The organism is Providencia sp. PROV032, assembly GCF_028484875.1.
Lineage (GTDB): Bacteria > Pseudomonadota > Gammaproteobacteria > Enterobacterales > Enterobacteriaceae > Providencia > Providencia rettgeri_E.
Genome location: NZ_JAMPSX010000003.1, coordinates 70904 through 95051, shown reverse-complemented (window position 1 = coordinate 95051; position 24148 = coordinate 70904). Strand labels below are relative to the sequence as shown.

General features: G+C 38.4%; 24 protein-coding genes. 11 read left to right on the top strand and 13 right to left on the bottom strand.

Features of this window, described 5'->3' with window-relative positions; all coding sequences use genetic code 11:
* Positions 1-8: 8 nt before the first annotated feature.
* From icmH to tssB, 9 genes are read right to left on the bottom strand one after another with little or no spacing between them, the layout of a single operon-like run.
* The gene (gene icmH / locus PSF42_RS01865; RefSeq protein WP_125890740.1) at positions 9-764 is read right to left on the bottom strand and encodes a type IVB secretion system protein IcmH/DotU; all 756 of its coding nucleotides are present in this window, start codon (positions 762-764) and stop codon (positions 9-11) included.
* Positions 757-2115: a type VI secretion system baseplate subunit TssK gene (gene tssK, locus PSF42_RS01860; protein ID WP_185746842.1), complete on the bottom strand. Its 1359-nt coding sequence runs from the start codon at positions 2113-2115 to the stop codon at positions 757-759. Before tssK ends, icmH begins: the two co-directional genes overlap by 8 nt.
* A 1-nt stretch (position 2116) precedes the next feature.
* Positions 2117-2668 (bottom strand): type VI secretion system lipoprotein TssJ, encoded by a 552-nt coding sequence (gene tssJ, locus PSF42_RS01855; RefSeq protein ID WP_125890742.1) that lies wholly within the window; start codon positions 2666-2668, stop codon positions 2117-2119.
* Between the two features lies 1 nt (position 2669).
* Positions 2670-3935 carry a type VI secretion system-associated FHA domain protein TagH gene (tagH, locus tag PSF42_RS01850; protein ID WP_213914120.1) on the bottom strand — a complete coding sequence of 422 codons (1266 nt, stop codon included), beginning with the start codon at positions 3933-3935 and terminating at the stop codon, positions 2670-2672.
* Positions 3936-3940: 5 nt separating this feature from the next.
* The gene (gene tssG / locus PSF42_RS01845) at positions 3941-4978 is read right to left on the bottom strand and encodes a type VI secretion system baseplate subunit TssG (RefSeq protein ID WP_125890743.1); all 1038 of its coding nucleotides are present in this window, start codon (positions 4976-4978) and stop codon (positions 3941-3943) included.
* A complete protein-coding gene (gene tssF / locus PSF42_RS01840; RefSeq protein ID WP_125890744.1) occupies positions 4942-6717 on the bottom strand; it encodes a type VI secretion system baseplate subunit TssF in 1776 nt (591 codons plus the stop codon). Before tssF ends, tssG begins: the two co-directional genes overlap by 37 nt.
* A 7-nt stretch (positions 6718-6724) precedes the next feature.
* Positions 6725-7156 (bottom strand): type VI secretion system baseplate subunit TssE, encoded by a 432-nt coding sequence (gene tssE, locus PSF42_RS01835; RefSeq protein WP_125890745.1) that lies wholly within the window; start codon positions 7154-7156, stop codon positions 6725-6727.
* A 5-nt stretch (positions 7157-7161) separates the two neighbouring features.
* A complete protein-coding gene (gene tssC / locus PSF42_RS01830; protein ID WP_096864201.1) occupies positions 7162-8640 on the bottom strand; it encodes a type VI secretion system contractile sheath large subunit in 1479 nt (492 codons plus the stop codon).
* Positions 8641-8660: 20 nt separating this feature from the next.
* Positions 8661-9161 (bottom strand): type VI secretion system contractile sheath small subunit, encoded by a 501-nt coding sequence (tssB, locus tag PSF42_RS01825; protein ID WP_125890746.1) that lies wholly within the window; start codon positions 9159-9161, stop codon positions 8661-8663.
* A 1166-nt stretch (positions 9162-10327) separates the two neighbouring features.
* On the opposite strand from tssB, the gene PSF42_RS01820 reads away from it, so the two are divergent.
* From PSF42_RS01820 to PSF42_RS01800, 5 genes are all read left to right on the top strand, one after another.
* Entirely contained in the window at positions 10328-11551 is a 1224-nt protein-coding gene (locus tag PSF42_RS01820; RefSeq protein ID WP_125890747.1) for a hypothetical protein, read from the top strand.
* A 501-nt stretch (positions 11552-12052) separates the two neighbouring features.
* Positions 12053-12736, top strand: a complete 684-nt coding sequence (locus tag PSF42_RS01815) for a hypothetical protein (RefSeq protein ID WP_213914116.1) — start codon at positions 12053-12055, stop codon at positions 12734-12736.
* A gap of 206 nt (positions 12737-12942) precedes the next feature.
* Entirely contained in the window at positions 12943-13218 is a 276-nt protein-coding gene (locus PSF42_RS01810; protein ID WP_213914128.1) for a GNAT family N-acetyltransferase, read from the top strand.
* Between the two features lie 32 nt (positions 13219-13250).
* Positions 13251-14144 (top strand): pirin family protein, encoded by an 894-nt coding sequence (locus PSF42_RS01805; RefSeq protein ID WP_272679350.1) that lies wholly within the window; start codon positions 13251-13253, stop codon positions 14142-14144.
* A 65-nt stretch (positions 14145-14209) separates the two neighbouring features.
* Entirely contained in the window at positions 14210-14638 is a 429-nt protein-coding gene (locus tag PSF42_RS01800) for a TOBE domain-containing protein (protein ID WP_213914114.1), read from the top strand.
* Positions 14639-14688: 50 nt separating this feature from the next.
* Here the strand turns inward: PSF42_RS01800 and PSF42_RS20790 are convergent, their stop codons facing one another.
* Positions 14689-14832, bottom strand: a complete 144-nt coding sequence (locus tag PSF42_RS20790) for a helix-turn-helix domain-containing protein (RefSeq protein WP_442959217.1) — start codon at positions 14830-14832, stop codon at positions 14689-14691.
* Between the two features lie 42 nt (positions 14833-14874).
* Between PSF42_RS20790 and PSF42_RS01795 the strand changes: the two genes are divergently transcribed.
* The 4 genes from PSF42_RS01795 to fdnI all read left to right on the top strand — a co-directional run bounded on the left by PSF42_RS01795 (position 14875) and on the right by fdnI (position 20162).
* Complete coding sequence (locus tag PSF42_RS01795) at positions 14875-15198, top strand: YnfA family protein (RefSeq protein WP_125890753.1); 324 nt, start codon at positions 14875-14877, stop codon at positions 15196-15198.
* Positions 15199-15567: 369 nt separating this feature from the next.
* A complete protein-coding gene (gene fdnG, locus PSF42_RS01790) occupies positions 15568-18615 on the top strand; it encodes a formate dehydrogenase-N subunit alpha (RefSeq protein WP_213914111.1) in 3048 nt (1015 codons plus the stop codon).
* 10 nt (positions 18616-18625) lie between these two features.
* A complete protein-coding gene (gene fdxH, locus PSF42_RS01785) occupies positions 18626-19513 on the top strand; it encodes a formate dehydrogenase subunit beta (RefSeq protein ID WP_004909723.1) in 888 nt (295 codons plus the stop codon).
* The gene (fdnI, locus tag PSF42_RS01780) at positions 19506-20162 is read left to right on the top strand and encodes a formate dehydrogenase-N subunit gamma (protein WP_125890756.1); all 657 of its coding nucleotides are present in this window, start codon (positions 19506-19508) and stop codon (positions 20160-20162) included. The genes fdxH and fdnI overlap by 8 nt, the downstream gene beginning before the upstream one ends.
* Before the next feature lie 104 nt (positions 20163-20266).
* On the opposite strand, the gene PSF42_RS01775 is transcribed toward fdnI, so the two are convergent.
* Both PSF42_RS01775 and PSF42_RS01770 read right to left on the bottom strand, forming a co-directional pair.
* Positions 20267-20815, bottom strand: coding sequence for a GNAT family N-acetyltransferase (locus PSF42_RS01775; RefSeq protein WP_272679349.1), 549 nt, complete (start codon positions 20813-20815; stop codon positions 20267-20269).
* 2 nt (positions 20816-20817) lie between these two features.
* Complete coding sequence (locus tag PSF42_RS01770; protein WP_125890758.1) at positions 20818-21258, bottom strand: GNAT family N-acetyltransferase; 441 nt, start codon at positions 21256-21258, stop codon at positions 20818-20820.
* 220 nt (positions 21259-21478) lie between these two features.
* On the opposite strand from PSF42_RS01770, the gene agp reads away from it, so the two are divergent.
* Both agp and PSF42_RS01760 read left to right on the top strand, forming a co-directional pair.
* Positions 21479-22732, top strand: coding sequence for a bifunctional glucose-1-phosphatase/inositol phosphatase (gene agp / locus PSF42_RS01765; RefSeq protein WP_125890759.1), 1254 nt, complete (start codon positions 21479-21481; stop codon positions 22730-22732).
* A 108-nt stretch (positions 22733-22840) separates the two neighbouring features.
* Positions 22841-23305, top strand: coding sequence for a GNAT family N-acetyltransferase (locus PSF42_RS01760; RefSeq protein ID WP_125890760.1), 465 nt, complete (start codon positions 22841-22843; stop codon positions 23303-23305).
* A 206-nt stretch (positions 23306-23511) separates the two neighbouring features.
* Here the strand turns inward: PSF42_RS01760 and PSF42_RS01755 are convergent, their stop codons facing one another.
* Positions 23512-23949 carry a universal stress protein gene (locus PSF42_RS01755; RefSeq protein ID WP_125890761.1) on the bottom strand — a complete coding sequence of 146 codons (438 nt, stop codon included), beginning with the start codon at positions 23947-23949 and terminating at the stop codon, positions 23512-23514.
* Positions 23950-24148 lie beyond the last annotated feature (199 nt).

The window sequence follows — 24148 nt, the reverse complement described above, 5'->3', positions numbered from 1 at the left end:
AGTGCGCCCTAGCCGAGTAAAGTATTAAGTTGTTCCACAATACTGAGTGTTTGGTAATTCAGTTGGGATGAATATATTTGATAAATAATGAACGCAAATATTGCAGTACCAATGATGATGTAACGCATACCTAACCGTTTACCTAAACGGTAGCGGCTCTGCTTGTTATCGCCTTTCTCAAAGAGAACAACTGGTTTTGGATCACCTTTAAGTTGTTGTATTTGTTTCTGTAAGCGTCTAAGTAAATGATTAAATTCATCATTCTGACCCGCAGATACTTTGTAACGACCACGGTATCCAAGACAGAGACAAAGGTAGATAAACTCAATGAGGTCGAGGTAACGTTTGGGTTCACCTAGTAATCTTTCAATTAAAATAAAGACCTTTTCGCCCCCCCAAGACTCATTATGAAAGTGAACAAGTAGTGACTGTTTTACCCAGCCATTTTCTTGATCCCAGCCCAATCCAAGAGCTGTTTCATCAATGAAAGTGCACAAGACATAGCGGAACGAAACAATGGCCCCAGGCTCGTAACCTTGTATTTGTAATTGTTGTTCAATCGAAGTGATGTCCATGACCACTTGCTGGTAAAGTTTTTCTGAAAGTGGTGTTTCAGACATCGCTTTCATTCGTAAAACCATACCTAAAAGAGGTGTTGCAGCATCAATCATTGGATTAATGTTGTTACCCCTAAGTGGGATTTGGTAATTCTTTTGCGAAATACCACTATCAACATCATGATTAAGCAAAACATTATCAGTCATAGAGTGCTCCATCTCTTATTGCCCATAACTGAATATCTAAATCAGGGAAATTCCCAGAGACGTGGAATGCGATGTTGCCATCCTGTTGGATCCCTTTCCATTCATTACCTTGTTGATCAAAATGGAAGTAGTTATACCCGGAATGATAAGGTAATTGTCGTGGGGCGGTTGAAAGGGGAGATAAAGGAACCCCCGGTATTTGAACACTGACCAAGCTACGAATGTTATTTACCGTTGTTACTTTAGTTTGTTGTGGGAACTGTTTGCGTAATTGTTCCTGAGGCATCTGCGACTTAACTGCAATAATAAACTCAGCTTTTTGGAGCAGTTGTTTGTCATGAATAGTGGCCACTCGAATACCGTGTTCTTGGATCTGTAACGGAATAGGAATTGCTCGAGGCGTCAAGACAACACTCAATGCTTCACGGATATTTTTTATTAATGGGAGAAAGCTATTTGTTAAATCAAAGTGTTTATATTTTGCAATGGTATCGGGTAAGCGTGACGAATTCGTGAATGTTTGTAGCTCACCACAAAGTTCTAATAAATCCCGAAAGAGTTTTTCAGGATGAATAACCGGTTCTTGCGCATAGTGCGAATAAAGAGGATAGCTACGGTTGAGTACTTGTAGCATCATAAATTCAGCGACATCCGCGACACCTTGCTGGCCAGGGGCGCCAATTCGGGAGGCAATTTGCTTACCCCGTTCATACAAAGTACCTTCAATCTCAGTGAGAAATTCATTTAGTAATAGCGATGCTCGAATATTCAAAAGGCTTGGAATATAATCGTCATCAAGCGTTATGCTTCCGTTGGCATTACGCTCTCTAATGCGGCATATAGGCAGTGCCACGTAGGCATCTAAGCCACTTTTACCTTGTTTAAGGATGGGGTTTAGTTGTGCAACATGGATAGTGCTTAAATCGCCATTTTCTGTATGTAAATCACGAACATTTTCTATACATTCGCTATAACGTGAAAGTAAACGACTCCCATTATGCTCGTTTGATATTTCGTTGACGTTTCCATTAGTCAAAGGAAAGGCGAGATAAATAATATTACTATCACTGTCGGTAATGTTTTGTATATCAATTGGTTGAGGTGACAAGTCTTGGTTAGGAAAAGAAAAAATGGTACCGTCAGGCATAACACCAGATGCTTCCTTAATACCAATACGGCCTAAAGAATATAAATCGTTACTTAAAGATAAGTGACTGAATCCCCAAAAATGAGAAATAAAATTTTTGAGAATACTTTCTGTAACGTAATCTTGATGACGTTGTTGTTGCTGGAAATGCTGAGGTTTGATAAATAGCCCTTCACGCCAAATTACTCTATTTTTAGTCGACATATTAATCATCCTCTTCTTGTCTAAATTCGATTTCGTTTTCTCTAATGTGAGCTAAAATAAAGTAATGGCGTCCCTTACCTCGGGCTTTGACTATTTTTTTCCATTCGGCATTATCAGGGTCTGAATAATAGGCAATAATGCCGATATAACGATTAGATGCCTGCAGCGTCATCGTCGGGAAGGGCTTATATTGGCCAGGCAAGATAGTGTAATCTTGGTGATCAATATAATTTTTCTTCAGCACTTTCTCTAAGTCCCCATCTTTAGCTTCTATCTGGTCATGATCTAAAGAACCAAATAAAGAATCTTCATTAAGATAAACAATTTGGATATTTATCGGTGCAGCTTCACCTTCCTGATTAGGGTTAATATAGGGCTCGGCGAGGATGGTTAAAGCAACCGTGGATGGCTGATCTTTTGGATAGCCAACGGGAATAGACGGGTCTAATAGAATTTGCCCCACTTTTGACGCTGTTTGTAGCGATTTACTACACCCACTCAAAATGAAAAATGAGGCAAATAGCAATAACACTGAAAAAGTCCTAAGCTGCATTTTAAGCTTCCTCTATGCCTTTTCTTAATGCTCGGTCATAAGCATGGGAATAAACTTCATAGAATAATTTTTCAAAACCCTGCTGCCGAGATGAAGAAAGCTCTTTGTAGTAGTTGCTGTACATTTCCCATGCCCAGCCATCAGTCATTGGCGTATTATCTGAAGCACGTCGATATTGGGAAAAACGGTTTAATAAATGTTCTGGAGAAAAAGCCGCAAGCATTGTTGCTAAAGCAGTCGATATCGCTTCTTGATTTGCATGGTAATGCAACTGCATATTGTGCAAACTTTCAGTGACGGCGGAAGGTGCTGAAAGGTGAACAGGGCTACGTTCATCTGTAAACATCAATTTCATCGTATCTTCATAACTACTGTTTAGACGTAGCGGATTATCTTCAATAGGGCGGAGTTGCTTATCTTGTAAACTCTCCTGCTGTTGCTGCAAAGCGAGTAAACCTTCAACAGCAGCTTTCATTGTTTTACCGAGCTCGATGAGAAAGTCATTAGCTTGTTGAGAGCTAGCTAAATTAAGATGGACACCTAAACCATGCATGAGAGGGTTAACGGCCACATGATCAATATCGGTCATGTGTTCATCTTCGAAAGGTGTAATTTTGGGTAAATCAATAAATTCTTGTACCATGGTATTCTCTTGATTATCAGATATCGCAAGGGTAGGTGAATAAGAGAGTGGGCTACTCAATAAAGAAGGTTCAGAGACGACGGATTGACTCTTAGAAATTAAACTGAGATTTTCATTTTCTAGCGCTTGTAAGGGATCCGCCGTGAAAGCACCTTGAACAGTTGGAACAAATGGGGATTCTTTGTTTTCATTATTGACCGTATCAATATCAAATAATGAATCTAAAGGATTATGATCTTTTGCAACAATCGATTGAGGTGTTGCTACCATCATATTTTGTACTGGCTGCCCAGTTAAACTAATATTGGTTGTAATAACCAGTTTGCCCACTCTGATTTGGTCTCCTTGGGCAAGTTTCACGGCATCAAGATGTATAGGAATAATTGCGTGATTAATGTAAACAGAGTCTGAGTTTACTTTTAAGCAAAAATGCTGATCTTTCCAGAAAACAGTAAACTGACAGGCAGAGATAGCACCATCAGCATCTTGAATTTTCCAGTCACATTGATTGCCACTACCTATTAGGCCACCATGTTGAGTCAAGGTTGCGCTCGGAAGATAACCACTTTCTAGCTGTTCACTATTCGTTATACTAAATGAAATTATTGGCTGATGTTTATCCATGTCTTTTATTCCAATACCGTAATGGTGATATTTGGTTTTTTAGCGGGTTTACCTAAAAAGCTTTGCCAGCCTAATTGGTTGTGATTTTTTTTACCTAAACAGAAACCTTCAGCTTGATTCTCTGCGATACTAAGACGTAAATCCCAAGCTAATTGCTCATGAAAAATGTATGAAACGAAGGCAACGAGAGGAGCGAAATCACTACCATTAGGTAAAAAACGCATATAACGTTCTATAGTTAATCCACTGATTTCTATAGTGCATTTTCCATTGCAATCATCTATGTGAGACCCAAGACTAAAATTTTCACCTAATAACATTCGAGGTTGAGATTTTTGCCCAGGTTGATGAGAAATAATGCCTAACTTATTTTGCTGTGATTCCGGGATAGGGACACGACGGGTTTCCCACTCAATAACATTTACATTTTCTAAGTCAAAACAATGAGATATTAGGCTACTAATGACATCTGCTGAACGGCTGGGGCTCGCTAAAAGGCCAGCATAAGCGAGCATTTTGCTGTGATTGATTTTAATCCGTCCACGGTTAGCCCCATTCCCTAATCCTACGAGAGAAAACATATACTGGGAAAATGAATCTTGGCCTTCATTTTCAAAACAAATGTAATAGCGGTATTTTCGCCAGATACGATAGAGCAGAGAGAGCAATCGATGATTAAAGATATTTAAAAAATCAGAGATCCCTGGAATTTGCTGCGCATCTTCCCAAGCAAATTCATCAAGGTAATAGCCAGGAAGTGGCGACTGGCTTCCTTGCAGCCCGAGAAAAGCAACCTCTAGCTCATACTGATGAGTGGCATTCTTTTCAAAAGACACGATATCTCTCGTTGGAAATGCGACATTAGAGTGTGATTTAAAGTGAATAATATCGCTATTATCACGAGTGATATCCATGTCTTGATGAATCATTTTGTTTAATAATTCAACAAGTTGATAAAAGTTATACTCTGTAACCGATGAGCCAGCTTGTTCCAGCCAGCGATCGATTATTTCAGTATGTGCTGGTTGATTTGTGCTGGCCACTGATAAATTTCCTTATTATCAAGGTTAAGAACTTCTAATTCATGAAACATATTAATGCTGGTATACAGCCTAAAAAATTGAGCAATAACAGTACAAAATAAGAACAAGCTTCCTTCAGAAAGAAACGCGTTCTGACGTACGACTAAGGTTGTTTTTAATCCACGAACTGGCAGTCCTTTGTAGATACGTTCGATATGCTCTGAATGTAAATCAACTAATGCATCCAAACGTTTTTGGGATTGCCTTGCGGTCTGTTTGTCATAAACTGAAGGTAAATCATAAAGTTGCAATATTTTTTTTAATGAATCTAGATTCAATAAAGATTGATAGTTTAGGGATAAATTCGTTAGCTCAGACCAATACAGCGTTTTATCAAGTAGGGGATATAAGGGAACTGTTGGCTTGAATAAGTTTTTAGCTGATAAAGCCCCATAAGGTATGAATGAATTATCTAAGTCAATTGATCGCGTGGATAATTGGGAGGCGATATAGCGATTAGTACAATTGAGTGAAATCGAAACCGTTTCGTCACATTGCTGTAATTGGTGTTCGTGTTGACGAACAAAAGAAAGCCGATGGGCATAGCCATAGGTACGCTCTTTTTGGGTTACCTTTAAACGATAATATCCATCATTTTGCTCGTGATGGTTCTGATGATAAAAGCTTTCAAATGGGGTATAGGTGACCGGGTAAGCTTTACCTTCAGATGGATAGCGTAATCCATAAACTTCATTAATGGAAAAAATATCAAAACAGTGGGCGTATTGGTAATTAGGACTTAATACATATTCCTCATCTTTTCCTGTGAGATTGATTGCTTCACTGTCAGCACGGAATAAATTCACGATGGGAGTACAATTCAGTTTAATACTATCGTTATGAAGAATAACCCCATCGGGGATTTCTTTATCAAAGTTAATAACAAGTTTAAATTGCTTGGTTTGGATAGCTAAGGGAATGTCATCCATTCCTTGAATATCCAAAAATAGAAAGGCTTCAGGAAAACAGAAAAACTCTTGTAAGATGCGGTAACCATCATAACTATTTTTTGGATAAGGGAGTAATGCATCCTGTTTTTGAAAACCAACAGGTTTCACTGCAAACTGGTTAAGTGGTAATACATGCTCATCTGTGATTAGTGAGGTATTCTGTATATGCTGGCTTAATAAAAAATAAAGCTGATTTGTTGTAAATGCAGAACCATTTAAATAAAAACATAATTTATTTAAACCAATGTTTGCGAGAGGTTGTATTTCATCCAACTCAAATGTTATTTCAATGGCGGTTGTTCTTTGTAAGGTTTGCGTAATTTTCGCTGGTATTAACCAGAGGTCACGACTTTGACTAAATCGACATTGAAATAAAGTTTCTTGGTTGGTATTTTCATTTTGTACATAAATAGGTATTGCATTAAAGAATTGGCCCGCTGAAATTTTTATCGCATGTTGGCATTCTGCATAATTAGGTTGGTATTCAACAATTGTCATGCTAGGTACAGGACGTGCGTAATTAGGCCATAGCATATTTGCTAAGCTATTAGTTAATTCAGGAAATTGCCTATCTATTTGTTGCCGTAAATTACCTGATAAATACGATAGCCCGTCGATAATACGGGCACTATCAGGATCTTGAATTTTATTAGATAACAAATTGACAAGTTGCGGCTTTTCTTGCGCAACTTGTTCTGCTAAATCATTTAAGTATTCTGATTCATTCGTAAAATAGTTTTTTGATGACATAAGAGTGCTACTTTAACTGGTATCTACGATTGCTATCCAAATACATATTGAATTCAATGAGCTGCTTTTGGTCATCTAAATCAATACAAGCATTAATACTGAATTGTAAAGATAAACTATCTGCATCATTTTCAATGAATTGCACATCAACACTTGTGATCCTAGGTTCATAAGTGAGGATGCAACTTGCAATGCTATTCTCTAATTCGGCTTTAAAATCAACCGCAGATTGAGTCGCATCATTTAAATCAGGTATCCCTAAACATGGTGAGCCTTGGCAACCATTCGGCCGACTATTCAGGACATAATTTAAATTTTGTTTAATTGATTCAATGAGTGTATTTGTACGTGAACGAGAGGAAAAACTCGCATTTTTCCTCTTAATTCGATCGAATAAGCTGGCTCCGCTGTTAGGGGACCAGCCGTGATTAAATGACATCTCCGCTATTCTTTATCAAGGCGACCAACAAGTGATAGTTCAAAGTTTGCACCCATATATTTAAAGTGAGGGCGAACTTGAATTGCGACTTGATACCAACCCGGATCACCTTCAACATCAAGCACTTTAATTTCAGCTGAACGAAGAGGGCGCTTACTACGAACATCTGCTGGTGGGTTTTCTTGGTCCGCTACATACTGTTTAAGCCAGATATTCAGTTCACGTTCAAGATCTTGTCGCTCTTTCCATGAGCCAATTTGCTCACGTTGTAGCACTTTAATGTAATGAGCTAATCGGTTGATAATAAACATGTATGGCAGCTGGGTTCCTAACTTATAGTTAGTTTCTGCCATTTTACCCTCAGGGGTATTTGGGAAGGTTTTGGCTTTTTGAACTGAGTTTGCAGAGAAGAAAGCCGCGTTATCACTTCCTTTACGCATTGTTAGGGTAATAAAACCTTCTTCTGCCAGTTCAAATTCTCGACGATCAGTAACTAAAACTTCAGTTGGTATTTTAGTTTGTAATTCACCCATCGCTTCAAAAATGTGTACAGGGAGGTCATTGACGGTACCGCCACTTTGTGGGCCAATAATATTTGGGCACCAACGGTATTGTGCGAAACTATCATTGATGCAGCTTGCGAGTAAGAATGCGGTATTACCCCATAAGTAGTGCTCATGGTCTTGTTTAACATTTTCGGAATAGTTAAACATTTTCACTGGGTTTTCTGTTGGGGAGTAAGGTAAGCGTAATAAGAAACGTGGTGCCGTCAATCCTAAGTAACGCGAATCCTCTGCTTCTCTCAGAGAGCGCCACTTCGTATGAGCAGGGCCTTCGAAAACAGATTTAAGGTCTTTAATTGCCGGTAATTCAGCATAACTGTTAATGCCGAAGAAATTAGGGGAAACAGATGATAAGAATGGTGCATGTGCCATCGCTCCGACAGTGCTGACATATTGCATTAACTTCATATCAGGCGCGGTGTTGTTAAATGCATAGTTCCCAACAATTGCTGCGACGGGCTCACCACCAAATTGCCCATAACCAGAAGAATAAACGTGCTGATAAAAACCAGACTGAACGATTTCAGGAGAGAACTCAAAGTCTTCTAATAACTCTTCTTTTGTTGCATGAAGAATATTGATTTTGATGTTTTCTCTAAAATCAGTACGGTCAACAAGTAACTTCAGGGAGCGCCATGATGCTTCAATTTCTTGAAATTTAGGTGCGTGAATAATTTCATCAACTTGGGCGCTTAGTTTGTTATCAAGTTCAACCAGCATTTTATCAATTAATAATCTATTGATTTGTTGATCTTCTGATTCATTAGCGAAAAGATTACTGATGAAAGCGGCAACGCCTTGCTTTGCAATATCATACGCTTCAGTCTCAGGTGACATACGTGACTGAGCCATGATTTCATCTAGAAGAGAGCCATTAGATGCTGGGGCTTGTTGGCCTAGAGCTTCAGTATTTAGTGACATGAAATAATCCTCTATAAACATTATTTTTGATTAGCGGCAATATCGAGTTCTTTTAGAAGTTGTTCGCGTGTTTCTTTGTTCTCAAGTAATTCTTGAAGACGCTTTCTAAAAGCAGGGACATTGCCTAGAGGACCTTTTAATGCAACTAAAGCTTCTCGTAATTCAAGAAGTTTATTTAATTCTGGCACTTGGCGAGCAATACTATCGGGTGAAAAATCTTGTAGTGATTTCACATCAAGATTGACATTAAGCTCAGAATCATTAGTATTTTCAAGGGTATTACGGACGTTGATATTTAAATTAATACCCGCACTTTCCATAACTGAATTGAAATTGTTTTGATTAATTGAAATTGCTTTTCGTTCTTCTATGGGGGTCTCTTCAGTTTTACCTGTCATATCTCCCACTATCAGCATATTTAAGGGAAGTTCAACTTCAGCCTGAGCTCCACCTGTATTAGGTGTATATTTGATATTAATTCTTTCTTTAGGGGCAACACTACCGAGATTTTTCTTACTCATTTAAGTGAATCTCCTTGTATGAGTATACGATAACTTCTTCATTCCATAAATTAAAATGCCTAAATTAATAATAAATTTAGAGCATACATTTCCCTACACAGAATGAATTCTGTGTTAAGATTTTTTTTCCCAGTAAGGTGTTTAAACTGCCAATTTGTATATTTTATTTTTTTCAGCTTTTTATGATATACAAATTTAACTTAGGATCAACAAGTAAATTGTTATCTAAATATAATTTGGTGATGTTGATTTTATAAATTCACTCTATTTGTATTTATTTTTGGTATTTATTGCTGCCGCTAATCATTTAATGTGTGCCCGCAGTTTATATGACTATTATTTGTATTCTTACAGTATTGGCTATAAGTATTTTTAACATCACAATGTATGTGAATCAATGGAATAAGTATAAAAAGTCTGTGATGCGGAATTAATATGCTTACAATGTGTTACATATTTACACATTTGTGTTGAGTGATTTAATATTATTACCTATTTAATGTTACCCAATAAAAACTGGATTTATCTTATTGCAGGTTTATATGACATTCATTAGGTCTTTTATCTAAAGACTCCTACATTGATAGAGAGGGGAAATCTTATTTTTTTCTAAATAAATCGATTTGGTCCGATGGAGGAATAGTGGGTGAAATTGATTCTGCAAACTCAATTCTTTATTATAAGTGGGTCATTTATTACTTGCCATTCAACGAAAAGTGTTTCACCAACTTCCCAAGAGTCAGGAACAAATGAGTAACATTCTCTAGCATACCAAAAGCAATGAGGATATTTACAGTAAACCATTGCATATGAGTACCATTTACATTATTTACACCATAAAATCTACCTCGTTGGGTGGAGTGGACAATGCCACGATTCTAGCTTTATGACAGAATTTAGCGATAAGGATTGTAATTTTTAGAGTTTATATTATCTTTAAAATATCTAAGCTTTCAGTGTCTAATTTTAAATTAACCCACATTTGGAGTAATACATTGTTACATTTATAGTGTGAATTTAACACCCATATATAGAGTAATGAGGTATGATCCTAATTGAATTTACATAAGGTATAGATGGGCCACCATGTAAAATAATGATAATACTTGATAGAGAATGAGTGTCTTGTATTTTTAGAAAAACGTATTCTGGGCGTAAGCATTATTATGAAAATAGAACAACCAAATTTAATGTGTTACCAACGAGTAGCTAGACGGTTAACCGCTATCCTATTGTTTGGAATATCTTTATCAGCAGGGGCTGCAGATAAATTAACAGTAAGAGCCGGCCAAACTGGCTATTTAGGCGAAATATACCCATCAGTAAGGGTGTTTGATAATAATTCGCATCCGATAGAATCTACCGCTCCAACAGATCCAAATGTTAATTATCCTATGCTGCCGAAAGTAAATGACTATATAAAATTTATGACTACAAATGGTGGTTCTTTCGCTGAATATAATTCAGGGTATGGAATTAGATTAGTCAATGAGAACGATAGCTCTCGAATTATTGTATTGCTATTTAATGGCACAGTAACTGCAAGATTTAAAGGGTATTATGGTAGTGATGTAACAAAATCTGCAGTCTTAAAAGAATCGAAACAAGTATCAGGAAATCTTGTACCAACTGGTATTTTGACGTGGGCTCTTGAAAGTGGTGGTGTAGATAGACCAAACTATTTTTATCCAAACGCTAAACGAAATGATGGCCTTACCCAAGTGAGCATTTCAAGTCTCTCTGCTTATGCAAGTTCCGTTTCTGGCGGCAATGCCACGGTAGTTAAAGGTAGGTACTCTTTATTACCTGGTGAGTCTATTGCTTTTGGACATAAAGGTGAATTATATAGAAGTAATTCAGGATGGTTTTTTTTATACCCTTTCTTTTTAGATAACGAAAGTTTAAGTGTTGAGGCATTAGACTCTTGTACTGTAGCGCCTGTTACCACAACTAATATTATTTTTAGTAATCAAATGGCAGGCCGGAAACAGAACCAATTACTTGAAACTAGGCCTGCAAGTATAAATGTTAATTGTATAACGGCTGGTAAACTTTTGATGGTTGTTTCCGCTAATCAGCAACTACATGGGCAAAGTAGTGCTGGAAATACTTCAGATACAAATTTGGCTGGGATGGCTTTGGATTCACTTAGTGGAAATACGGCTGATTCAACAGAAAGACCATATATTGTAACCTCAAGAACTATATCCTCCTCAGATATTTGCAGAAATGGAAATAATGATGCTATTCCCTATTATGACCGTGTTAAGTTAGGGACTATGTCAAATAGTAGTGCTAAAGAAACATTATATTTCAACCTTTGTCATAATGGAAATATCAAAGCAGGAAGATATCAAGGAAGCATTGATGTTTCATTTTTCTTAGAGTAATCACTTTACTTTCAATTTAAATGGAAATATCCGCTTCGGCGGATTTTTTAAAATTATTGCCGAACTGTTATTTTAATAAGTCATGAATATATTTTGATTGTTTTAAGGCTAATTATTACTCATCCAGTTACGGTGGCTTCATGGGTAATTGCTCTAATTCGCGTAGTTCTTCTTCGAGTGGCTTTCTTTGATTAAAATGCAGATGTGTATTAAAAATAATCGCTTGTATTATTAATATATCATAAGGTGGGTTATTCATCTGTAAAATGGTTGTTTTTTGTATTTATAACTATTAATGCTTCGTTTATAACATTTTATTAATTTAAATATGAATAAGACGGAATAGTTACAGTATTTTTTAGTATTCAATATAAGTAGAGAAAAATTCAAACGGAGTGATGAACCAAAGGTTTGATGTGTATCAGAGGATATAAATAGTAACTTGTTGTAACTGTTTTATAAATATATTATTTAGCATCTTAACTCCATGGATTTATCAAGATGAATAAATTATTAATTCCTGCTTTTTGTATTGCTTCTTTATCTGGATGTGCGGTAACTGAGTATAACTATGTTCCTGACTCACAAAAAATCAGTGAACCTAAAATAGGCCAGGTCAATCATATTACTGTAGGGCAACCCTTAGTAAGAGAAGGCAATATTAGTAAAATAGATGGAATTAAAGTACTAAACCCAGTACAGATAGATTTGGCTTACAAAATTATCCCCGGTGTATTCAAGAAAGTGGGTTCAAGTGATAAAGGCGATTTTTATATGCCAGACCAAATCGTTGATTCTGGCTCGGTCGTCGTTGAGGTTTTAGGGCAACCGTGGAATTCACTGTTAATTAAAAAAGGGTCTGGTCCTAATGAAATCTGTATCGTGACAGATGTGAATGTCGCTGTTTGTAGTGATAAAGCACAAGTCGAACAGGTAAAACTAAATAATTCGGATGGTAATTCATTTGAACAAGCCTTAATTTTCAATGGGATAAATGACAAGATTGTCGATGTGAGTTATCAGAAAATAGGTTCAAATATTGAGAATCAAGGGTTTGGAGATAACATTCAGTATAATCTTAAACATAGCGATATTATTTCCTATAGAAACGTGAAATTAAAAGTCATTGATAGTTCAGAAAATTCATTAACCTATACGGTGATAAGTAATTTTTCTGACAATTAATGTGTATTATATTAATGAGTTAGTTGAAAAAACAGCGTTAAACTAAATTAGCCTCTAGTTAAGCGCTGTCGCAGCATATTTTCTCACTTTATTCTTATTCTAACTTCAAAATATTTGGATCACATCGGCAATTGAAGAATATTGTCTTTTCAGCATACCTCACATACTCTAAATCAAATGGATTTAACTTAGAGGCGTTATTTATGATGAATATCCAATCCGATCACAATAGCTTTTTTATTTTATCTGATGACAAGCAAACGCGCCTTGCCGAGATAACTTTTGTTTATACTGGTGATGACTTAGTGATTATTGATCATACAGTGGTTGATGAAAGCTTAAAAGGACAGGGAATTGCAAAGCGATTAGTTGCTAAGGTTGTTGAGCGAATGAGAGAAGAAGGGCGAAAAATTATCCCATTATGTCCTTTTGCAAAAGCAATATTCGATAGAACACCTGAATACAGTGATATCCGCCAATAATATTTGTTAGTTACTGATGAGATGAGGTAAGCATGAGTATTCAACATGATGATAAAATACCTGATTTACAGTTAATTACAGCACGTTCAAAAGATGTTGGGGGGCTTCCTGTTGCACGAGTTTTACCCACAAGAGAACGGAGATTAATCGGTGCTTGGTGTTTTCTTGACCATGCAGGGCCTACAGTTTTTAAAGGTGATTCAGAGGGGATGAAGGTATCACCTCACCCTCATACGGCTTTACAAACATTCACTTGGATGATTGAAGGTGAAGTATTACACCGGGACAGCCTTGGCTATGAACAGGTTATTCGACCAGGGCAGGTCAATTTAATGACTGCGGGTTATGGGATCAGCCATTCTGAAGATACCCATGGAGAAAGTCGCCAGTTACATGCGGTACAATTGTGGATTGCTTTACCTGAAGCAGTTAAAGATATTGCCCCCCGTTTTGACCACTATCCTACGTTGCCACGTTGGTCTGAAGGCGAAACACACTTCAATTTACTCGTTGGGGAATATGGAACTTATAAAGCACCAACCTTAACATTTTCTCCGTTGATTGGACTCGATATTATTGCGAAGAAAACCGCGCGACAAATTTTAACGTTACGCTCTGAATTTGAATACGGTATTTTTGTTGTAAGTGGCGGTGTTGTTATTGAAGGGCAACAAGTTAATAGTAATGAATTAGTTTATTTAGGCAAAAATATAACTAAAATTTCTGTAGAACTCGCCACAGATAGCCATATTCTATTACTGGGTGGCGAGCCTTTAAATGAATCAGTGCTGATGTGGTGGAATTTTATTGGTCGAACTAAAGCTGATATTCAAGCTGCAGTTGAGGAATGGAACCAAGGAAGCTCTCGTTTTGGGGGTGTTTTTAATGATAGGCGCGAGCCAACACCTGCTCCAATTATGCCATAATCAGTTTAAGTTACTAAAAAATAATCTTATTGAAGTCGTATTCTATTAGGTATAGGAGATGTTTAATGGCTATTTCTGCAAGAAACCAACTTTCAGGTGTTGTTGAGTCTATTGTCATGGGCTCAGTAAATGATGAAATTATACTCGATTTAGGTAATGGTGAAAGTATTGCGGCAGTGATTACTAAAAACAGCACCCAACAACTGGGTTTAGAAAAAGGTAAACTGGCAACGGCAGTAATAAAAGCACCTTGGGTTGTACTTGTTTCTAATGCTGAAGAGTATAATTTCTCAGCTCGTAATCAATTTGATGGCGTGATTGAGTCCATTGAAAAAGGCAGCGTTAATTCTGTGGTAAATTTAAAAACCAACGCAGGAACTTTATTATCTGCAGTGGTAACAAATAATAGTACCGTAGAGTTGGGATTAAATGTTAAAAGTAAAGTGACAGCCATTATTAAAGCTTCTAGTGTTATTTTGGCAACTAAGAAGTAGTCAAAATTGTTGAAAGGCTGTTATGGCAGCCTTTTGTAATTCACTTTCAGTCAGTTAATCTTTTCTAGGTTAATAATTTTAATTTTTTTATCTTTAAGCTCAATAAGCTTACCTTCAACTAGTTTTATTAATGTGCGGTTTAGTTGCCTGACAGACACACCAAGCATGGCGGCTAATGAATTGCGACTTTCCAATTTAAAGGTGAAATTTATGGGCTTTATCTTGAGTGGTTTTTTATGTCGATAAAAATTATTGGTTTGTTTTTTATCACAGCGTTGGCTGAAATCGCAGGTTGTTACTTTCCTTATCTTTGGATGAAAAAACAAGGTGGGTCTTGGTTATTAATTCCTGCAGCCTTAAGTTTAATGCTGTTTGTTTGGTTGCTGACATTACACCCAGAAGCGAGCGGACGAATTTATGCAACTTATGGCGGGATATATATTGTCACCGCATTAATTTGGCTGAAAGTGGTTGATGGTGTCTCTCTTACCGTGACTGACTGGGTTGGTGCACTTGTTGTACTTCTAGGGGCAGGGATCATTATTAGCGGTTGGAAATAGAAGAAACGTTATATTGTCACCTTAAAGAATGGATTATTTATTTTAAGGTGACTTTAATATTATTCCGTTATATTAATTTTATTAAACAAAGGATAAATCCATATTTGTATTTCAAATTAAATTTGAGATTTGTTTTTTTGAAAAATGTTAATTAAAATGTAATTTAACTAAAATGTTTTCAAATGTAACATTTGATCCAAGTCAATTTAACAATAAATACTCTATTGGTAGTAATTTTAATTGATGTTTAACTACTCAGTTAATATTAATTAAACTTTTATTTTCACTTTCATTGATTTTAGGCAATATCTAATCATATTAGGCTGCTATTCTCTCATCGATTTATACAAAAAATATAAAGAGGTAGCAATGAACGTTAGTCGCAGAAAGTTTTTTAAAATCTGCGCTGGCGGGATGGCAGGTACAACTGTAGCTGCGTTAGGTTTTATGCCTGGAATGGCAATAGCTAATGTACGTGAATATAAATTACTTCGCTCTAAAGAGACGCGTAATACTTGTACTTACTGTTCTGTCGGTTGTGGATTACTAATATATAGCATGGGCGATGGTGCCATGAATGCTAAATCCGCGATATTCCATGTCGAAGGTGACTCAGACCACCCGGTAAACCGTGGTGCTTTATGCCCTAAAGGGGCCGGCCTACTCGACTATATCCAAAGCGAAAATCGTTTACGTTATCCAGAATATAGAGCACCAGGCTCTGATAAATGGGAACGCATTAGTTGGAATGATGCTTTCACACGCATTGCACGCTTAATGAAAGATGACCGTGATGCGAATTTCGTTGAAAAGAATGCGGAAGGAACAACTGTAAACCGTTGGTTATCAACAGGGATGCTTTGTGCATCAGCTGCCAGTAATGAAACGGGAATGTTGACGCAAAAATTCGCCAGATCGCTAGGAATGCTAGCGGTTGATAACCAAGCGCGTGTCTGACACGGACCAACGGTAGCAAGTCTTGCTCCAACATTTGGTCGCGGTGCGATGACCAACCACTGGGTTGATATCAAAAATGCCGATGTTGTCGTCGTTATGGGCGGTAATGCTGCGGAAGCACACCCTGTTGGGTTCCGCTGGGCAATTGAAGCGAAAAATAACAATGATGCCACACTGATTGTCATAGACCCGCGTTTTACGCGTACTGCATCAGTTGCTGACCATTATGTGCCGATCCGTTCAGGAACCGATATTACCTTCTTATCGGGTGTTTTACTGTATCTGATTGAAAACCAAAAAATCAATGCGGAATATGTTCAGAACTATACCAATGCTTCGTTGATTGTTAGAGATGATTTTGACTTTAACGATGGCTTATTCAGTGGTTATGACGCTGATAAGCGTAGTTACGACAAAACCAGCTGGAACTATAAGTTCGATGAAAATGGTCACGCATTACGTGATGACACATTACAAGACCCGCGTTGTGTGTGGAATTTACTTCACAAACACGTATCACGCTATACGCCTGATATCGTTGAGCAAATTTGTGGAACGCCAAAAGCCGATTTCTTGAAAGTTTGTGAAATTTTAGCCACAACAAGTGCGGCAGATAAAGCTGGGACTTTCCTGTATGCATTAGGCTGGACACAACATACTGTTGGCGCACAAAACATTCGAACTATGGCCATGATCCAGTTACTGCTTGGTAACATGGGGGTTGCGGGTGGTGGTGTGAACGCATTGCGCGGGCACTCGAATATTCAAGGCTTAACCGATTTAGGGTTACTATCAACCAGTTTACCGGGTTACTTGACGCTGCCTTCTGAAAAGCATCAAGACATTGATAGCTATTTGACTGCGAATACACCAAAAGCGACATTGCCGAATCAGGTGAATTTCTGGAGTAATTACCCTAAATTCTTCGTGAGTTTGATGAAGTCTTTTTATGGTGATTCAGCGCAAGCAGAAAACCAATGGGGTTATGACTGGTTACCTAAATGGGACCAAGCTTATGATGTGATGAAGTATTTTGACATGATGAGCAAAAACCAAGTGACTGGCTATATCTGTCAAGGTTTTAACCCAGTGGCTTCATTCCCAGATAAGAATAAAGTGGTTAGCTGCCTCAGTAAACTGAAATACCTGATTGTTGTAGACCCATTAGTCACTGAAACGGCTAATTTCTGGCAAAATCACGGTGAGATGAATGACGTTGATACCGCTTCGATTCAAACCGAAGTGTTCCGTTTACCATCGACCTGTTTTGCGGAAGAAGATGGCTCGATAGCAAACTCAGGCCGTTGGTTACAATGGCACTGGCAAGCCGCAGATGCCCCAGGCGAAGCACGTAATGATGGCCAAATCTTGACCGGAATTCTGTATAAGATCCGTGAATTGTATGAGAAAGAAGGTGGCCAAGGCCAAGATCCTCTGATGCAAATGAAATGGAATTATAAACAACAATTCCATCCTGAATCAGAAGAAGTGGCAAAAGAAAACAACGGTGTTGCACTGGTTGATCTTTATGATGCCGACGGCAACTTACAAGCGAAAAAAGGTGAATTACTTAGCTCATTTGCTTTATTGCGTGCCGATGGTTCAACCGCCTCTTCTTGCTGGATTTACACCGGTAGCTGGACTGAGAAAGGCAACCAGATGGCAAATCGTGATAATAGCGACCCATCCGGTATCGGTAACACATTGGGCTGGGCATGGGCATGGCCTCTGAACCGCCGTGTGATTTATAACCGTGCGTCTTGTGATACCCAAGGTAAACCGTGGAATAAAGACCGCGTGCTTATCGAGTGGAATGGTAAAAAATGGGTCGGTAATGATATTCCTGACTTTAATGCGTCTGCACCTGAAGTAGGAACAGGGCCATTCATCATGCAGCCAGAAGGTTTAGGTCGTTTATTTGCTATCGATAAGATGGCAGAAGGGCCATTCCCTGAGCATTATGAGCCATTTGAAACGCCACTTGGCACTAACCCGTTGCACCCGAATGTGGTTTCTAACCCAGCAGCGCGAATTTTTGATGAAGACAAGAAACGTCTTGGCGACCACAAAGATTTCCCTTATGTGGGAACCACGTACCGCTTAACAGAGCATTTCCACACATGGACCAAGCATGCTCGCTTGAACGCGATTGCTCAACCAGAGCAATTTGTTGAAATCAGCGAAACACTAGCGAAAGCCAAAGGAATTGCGTTAGGCGATAAGGTCAAAGTCAGTAGTAAGCGTGGGTTTATCAAAGCAGTTGCGGTTGTCACTCCTCGATTACAAACGCTGATGGTGGATGGGAAACCAATTGAAACTGTTGGATTACCGATTCACTGGGGCTTTGAAGGCGCGACTCAAAAAGGGTTTATCACCAATACGTTAACGCCGTCTGTCGGCGATGCTAACTCTCAGACACCTGAGTATAAGGCATTCTTAGTTAACATTGAGAAGGCGTAAGGGAGGGAACATGTCCATGCAATCTCAAGACATTATTAAACGTTCCGCGACCAATAGCATTACGCCTCCGCCACAAGCGCGTGATGATAAGCTTGAAGTCTGTAAGCTCATCGATGTGTCATCCTGTATCGGCTGTAAAGCTTGTCAGGTGGCATGTTCTGAGTGGAATGATATCCGTGACGAAGTTGGTCACTGCGTTGGGGTTTATGATAACCCAACCGATTTAAGTGCAAAATCGTGGACGGTGATGCGTTTTAGCGAAACCACTGAAATGGGCAAGCTAGAATGGCTGATCCGTAAAGATGGCTGTATGCACTGTACCGATCCTGGGTGCTTGAAATCTTGCCCATCAGCAGGAGCAATCATTCAGTACGCAAATGGTATTGTGGATTTCCAATCAGAGCACTGTATTGGTTGTGGCTATTGTATCGCAGGTTGTCCATTCAACATTCCTCGATTAAACCCGAAAGATAATCGAGTGTACAAGTGTACCTTGTGTGTTGATAGGGTGAGTGTTGGCCAAGAGCCGGCTTGTGTGAAAACGTGTCCAACGGGCGCTATCCGTTTCGGTACGAAAAAAGAGATGTTGGAATACGGTGCAGAGCGCGTAACAAAATTACAAAATCGGGGTTATGCGCAAGCGGGAATTTATGATCCTGAAGGTGTGGGTGGTACGCATGTTGTTTATGTGCTTCACCATGCTGACAAACCTGAACTGTATCATGGCCTGCCTAAAGACCCACAAATTGATACACCAATCAATCTGTGGCAGGGCATCTTGAAACCACTTTCTGTCGTTGGATTTATCGCGACCTTTGCAGGGTTGATTTTCCACTATGTGGGAATTGGTCCAAACAAAGAAGTGAGTGATGAAGAGGAGAAAGATGACCATGAGTAAGAAAAGCAAAATGATTGTGCGGACTAAGTTTATTGACCGCGCATGTCACTGGACAGTTGTCATCAGCTTCTTCTTGGTTGCTTTGTCGGGGATCGCGTTATTTTTCCCAACATTGAAATGGTTGACGGAAACCTTTGGTACGCCACAAATGGGACGGATTTTACATCCTTTCTTTGGTGTGTTGATTTTCGTCGTGCTGATGTTTATGTTTGTGCGCTTTGTAAAACACAATATTCCAGATAAGAAAGACTTACCTTGGATTAAAAATATTGTTGAAGTACTCAAAGGTAATGAACATGAAGTGGCAGATGTCGGTAAATATAACGCCGGTCAAAAAATGATGTTCTGGAGTATCATGAGCCTAATTTTTGTGCTCTTGGTCACGGGGATTATTATTTGGCGCCCTTATTTTGCGCATTTATTCCCAATGTGGATGGTGCGTTGGGGGCTGTTGATCCATGCTGTTGCTGCGATTGTCTTGATCCATGCCATTTTAATTCATATGTACATGGCATTTTGGGTTAAAGGCTCAATTAATGGAATGATCGAAGGGAAAGTTAGCCGCCGTTGGGCGAGAAAACATCACCCTCGTTGGTACCGTGATGTTGAAGCGAAAGAAGCCAAAGCCGAAGCTGAAAGTAAAAAATAATTTATTTTTAGGTTAACGAAACCGCTGTTGTGTGACTAAGCATGGCAGCGGTTTTTTTATTGGGGGAAATAAGCTTGAATTGTGAGCAATTTCATTGTGGCAAACTAACGGTTGTCAGCCGTTAATCGATATAGCACGTGTTCTTGCAACCAGTGGCCATCAGGGAGTGCTGGGTGATAAAAGTTATTGGGGAGTTTTATCATTCCAAGTCTTTTCATAACAGACTCTGATGGTGAATTGACCACCGCGGTGAACGCAACGATCTCTTCTAGTTTTAGTTGGTCAAATGCAAACTTAATTGCTGCATGGGCTCCTTCCGTCGCATAGCCTTGATGCCAATATGCCGGCAACAAGCGCCAACTTAATTCGACACAAGGGGAAAAAGGTAAATTAGCGGCGGGAATATTCAAACCGATAAACCCAATGAATTGTTGGTTGGATTTTAATTCTACAGCCCATAGTCCCCATCCCCCTTGTTGAGCGAATTTATCTATGATGGTTTCCATAAACTGTGCATTTTGCTGTTCGTTTAGCACTGAAGGAAAGTAGCGCATGACATCGGGGTGGCTATTCATTTGGTAAAGTGGCTGTTTATCTTCTTCTTGCCACCCACGTAGCCGTAAACGTTCAGTTTCTAATTCAATGATTTTCATGATTATTTTTTATTAAGGCGCATATGGAGAATAGGGAACGGATTACCTTCGCCATCGAGTTCAGAACGTGCGTATTGTGTAAAACCCATGTGCTGATAGAAGCCGATAGCTTGAGGGTTTTGTTCATTAACGTCCAGTTCAGTAATGCCTAACGTGTCAATGGCATATTGAAGGAGTTTTTTCCCAGTACCTTGGCCTCTATTTTCTTGGGAAATAAACAACATTTCAAGGCGGTGTTTATCACAGCCTAGAAAACCGGTCATATTACCTGTGCTATCGAATGCCACAAAAACAGCTAAATGTGGTAAATAAAGCTGTTTGATAGCAACTTTCAGCTCTGCAATTTTTTCTTCAGTTAAAAAATGGTGGGTTGCTCTAACTGAAGACTCCCAAACACGAATAATATCATCATCGTGTGCACGCGTAGCACTTTGGACTATCATTATATTATCTCCATGTATTAACTGGAAATCCTAGCTTTTGTTTTTTTTATGTCAATCGCTTATTTTAAATTTACGTTAAGGTTGTTTTTGAGATATTTATCGCAGAAAAAAAAGCTAACTACTTCATTATTAGACTAGCTACGGCGTAATTTTTTCGCCAATTATTGAATATAGCGATAAAAGTACTTTTCTTTGTTAATTTAATCGTAGGGGTATCTTAATGAAATATAAATTATTAACTCTTTGTTTATCTACGGCACTATTAACACCAATTGCACCTGTATTCGCGAATACAGGCAGCGGATCAGATATGATTTTGGACCAAGTTTTAGTCCTTAGCCGCCATAATTTACGTACTCCTATCGTAAATACCGGTATTCTTACTGAAGTGACTGATAAAAAATGGCCAGCTTGGGATGCACAAAGTGGCTATCTCACAACGAAAGGCGGCGCACTTGAAGTCTATATGGGGCATTATTTTAGAGAATGGATCGATCAAAATAAATTACTTGCAGATGAACTGTGCCCAACGAGTAATGAAGATGTGTACCTTTATACGAATAGTCTACAAAGAACGATAGCAACCGCCCAATTTTTTGCAGCAGGTGCATTTCCTGGGTGCAAGGTGAGTATTCATCATCAGCCTGAAATTGGCAAAATGGATCCTGTTTTTAACCCCATTATTACGAATGACTCCCCTGAATTTAAGCAAAAGGCACTCGCGGAGATGGAGCAATATTTTAACGGGTTATCGCTTACAGCGGGTTATGATGAATTGGATGCGGTTCTGAATATTAAAGACTCCCAAAAATGTAAAACAGATAAACTGTGTAATTTAAACAGCCAAAAAAATAGTTTTATTATTGAAGCAGAAAAAGAACCGGGCGTCAGTGGCCCATTAAAAATTGCAAATTCAGCTGTAGACGCTATTGATCTGCAATATTATGAAGGTTTTCCGGCTAATGATGTGGCTTGGGGACTGGTGAATACCCCTGAAAAATGGAAAAAACTGAATACGTTAAAAAATGCTTACCAAGAAACGTTGTTTACACCAAAAATTATTGCTAAGAATGTGGCTCATCCAATACTGAATTATATTGATAAAGGCTTTGTTTCTGTCGATAAAGGAGAAACTGCAAAATTTATATTCTTAGTCGGCCATGATTCGAATATTGCGTCATTGATGTCAGCAATGGATTTTAAGCCATATCAATTACCAGAGCAGTATGAGCATACCCCGATTGGGGGGAAATTAGTATTCCAACGCTGGACGGATAAGCAAGCTAATAAAGATTTCATGAAAGTAGAATATGTTTACCAAACCTCTGATCAGCTTAGGGATAACGCGTATTTATCATTACAAACACCTCCTAAGCATGTCACATTAGAACTAAAAGGGTGCCCAATAGATAAAAGCGGCTATTGTTCTTGGGAAGATTTCCAGAAAGTCATGGCGACAGCCTTAGAACAGTAATCACGCTATATTGATGCCCTACTAACTTGAGTGGGGCACCATTTTTTGGGAAGATAGCCACATTATATATTTGGTTTATTAACATCTTATGTGGACAAATTAGTCACTATGCCTATTCAATTTCTTCAACTAAAGCAAATTGCTATCGCAGATCTTATCGCATTAAATACGCATCCAGCTGTGCTTGAACATATGCCATTAGGTAGCTGTCTTTTTGATGAGCAAGCCTGTCATGAGTGGGTTGCAGGAAAAGAGCAGCATTGGGAGCAACATGGCTATGGCGTATGGGCCATTATGATTGATGGTCAGTTTGCAGGCTGGGGAGGGTTACAAAATGAAGCGGGTGACGCGGATTTAGCGTTAGTTTTACATCCCAAGTTTTGGGGAAAGGGAAAATACATTGTTGATAATATCATTCATAAAGCTTTTACATCACTGAAGGTTGAGTCCGTTACAATTCACTTACCGCTAACGCGTAAGAGAATATCAGCGATTTTGCGTTATGGTTTTATTGAAGAGGCTATTGTTGATTTTGACGGTATTCCTTTTAAGCGTTTTAGATTAAGCCATTGAACCCGTTTTGTTGCATAAAAAAACCCTGCTAAAAAGCAGGGCGTGAAAATCACGAAAATGTTTATGAGCCTTTAATTTACCCTAAATCAGCGGGCAAATAGCCTTATAAAGTGTATGTCTTTGCTGTTTTTTGTAACAATCATTAAGACTAAACCTTTTATTTGTAAAATACGTTGGTTTAGCTGAAAATGTCGCTTTAATCCTGATTATCTAACCACTAATACGCTAGTTTTCGCATAGCGAACTACTGAAGCGGCATTCGAACCAAGTAAATAGGTTGACATACTTGGGCGGCGTGAACCGAGTAAAATAATATCAGCGTTAATATCTTCTGCTGTCGCGAGAATTTCGTCTCTAACTGAACCGACGGTTGCTTTTGCCTTGATCTTATCTGCAGGGATATCAAATAATTTAATTTTTTCTTTTAACTCGGCAAGAATAATTTCAGCTTGTTTTTCGTCATCAGGGAAGTCCCCTGGTAGGATAGTGCCACCGTAGCGTAAATAATTTGAAATTGGTGCGGTTACAGCAAGAAAGTGTACTGTTGCATCATTCAATTTTTGTAGCGAATTAACATGAGGCACTAATAAGTTAGTGAGAGCATCTTCGGTTACATCGATAGGAACTAAAATTGTCTTGTACATAATATCTCCCTTTTTCTTTTATATTATAAGTTTAGAACAATATCATACATTGTGAATTTGATTATTAATAGTAATGGATTTATTGCCCAAAGGGTGTGAGCAAGTAGCCGTAATAAGATTTTTCATCAAAAAAAGAGAGAGGCCTGATGCCATTACAATGAATAATATCAGGCAAAATGCAGGGAATATTAGGATAGGT

Coding starts and splice junctions, on each gene's coding strand:
- PSF42_RS01760 (WP_125890760.1), top strand. CDS start 22,841: ATGCCTATTCAATTTCTTCAACTAAAGCAAATTGCTATCGCAGATCTT.
- PSF42_RS01815 (WP_213914116.1), top strand. CDS start 12,053: ATGAATAAATTATTAATTCCTGCTTTTTGTATTGCTTCTTTATCTGGA.
- PSF42_RS01770 (WP_125890758.1), bottom strand. CDS start 21,258: ATGATAGTCCAAAGTGCTACGCGTGCACACGATGATGATATTATTCGT.
- PSF42_RS01775 (WP_272679349.1), bottom strand. CDS start 20,815: ATGAAAATCATTGAATTAGAAACTGAACGTTTACGGCTACGTGGGTGG.
- fdnI (WP_125890756.1), top strand. CDS start 19,506: ATGAGTAAGAAAAGCAAAATGATTGTGCGGACTAAGTTTATTGACCGC.
- icmH (WP_125890740.1), bottom strand. CDS start 764: ATGACTGATAATGTTTTGCTTAATCATGATGTTGATAGTGGTATTTCG.
- tssF (WP_125890744.1), bottom strand. CDS start 6,717: ATGTCATCAAAAAACTATTTTACGAATGAATCAGAATACTTAAATGAT.
- tssB (WP_125890746.1), bottom strand. CDS start 9,161: ATGAGTAAGAAAAATCTCGGTAGTGTTGCCCCTAAAGAAAGAATTAAT.
- PSF42_RS01805 (WP_272679350.1), top strand. CDS start 13,251: ATGAGTATTCAACATGATGATAAAATACCTGATTTACAGTTAATTACA.
- agp (WP_125890759.1), top strand. CDS start 21,479: ATGAAATATAAATTATTAACTCTTTGTTTATCTACGGCACTATTAACA.
- tssC (WP_096864201.1), bottom strand. CDS start 8,640: ATGTCACTAAATACTGAAGCTCTAGGCCAACAAGCCCCAGCATCTAAT.
- tssE (WP_125890745.1), bottom strand. CDS start 7,156: ATGTCATTTAATCACGGCTGGTCCCCTAACAGCGGAGCCAGCTTATTC.
- PSF42_RS01800 (WP_213914114.1), top strand. CDS start 14,210: ATGGCTATTTCTGCAAGAAACCAACTTTCAGGTGTTGTTGAGTCTATT.
- tagH (WP_213914120.1), bottom strand. CDS start 3,935: ATGGATAAACATCAGCCAATAATTTCATTTAGTATAACGAATAGTGAA.
- PSF42_RS01755 (WP_125890761.1), bottom strand. CDS start 23,949: ATGTACAAGACAATTTTAGTTCCTATCGATGTAACCGAAGATGCTCTC.
- tssK (WP_185746842.1), bottom strand. CDS start 2,115: ATGTCGACTAAAAATAGAGTAATTTGGCGTGAAGGGCTATTTATCAAA.
- fdxH (WP_004909723.1), top strand. CDS start 18,626: ATGTCCATGCAATCTCAAGACATTATTAAACGTTCCGCGACCAATAGC.
- PSF42_RS01810 (WP_213914128.1), top strand. CDS start 12,943: ATGAATATCCAATCCGATCACAATAGCTTTTTTATTTTATCTGATGAC.
- PSF42_RS01795 (WP_125890753.1), top strand. CDS start 14,875: ATGTCGATAAAAATTATTGGTTTGTTTTTTATCACAGCGTTGGCTGAA.
- PSF42_RS01820 (WP_125890747.1), top strand. CDS start 10,328: ATGAAAATAGAACAACCAAATTTAATGTGTTACCAACGAGTAGCTAGA.
- tssJ (WP_125890742.1), bottom strand. CDS start 2,668: ATGCAGCTTAGGACTTTTTCAGTGTTATTGCTATTTGCCTCATTTTTC.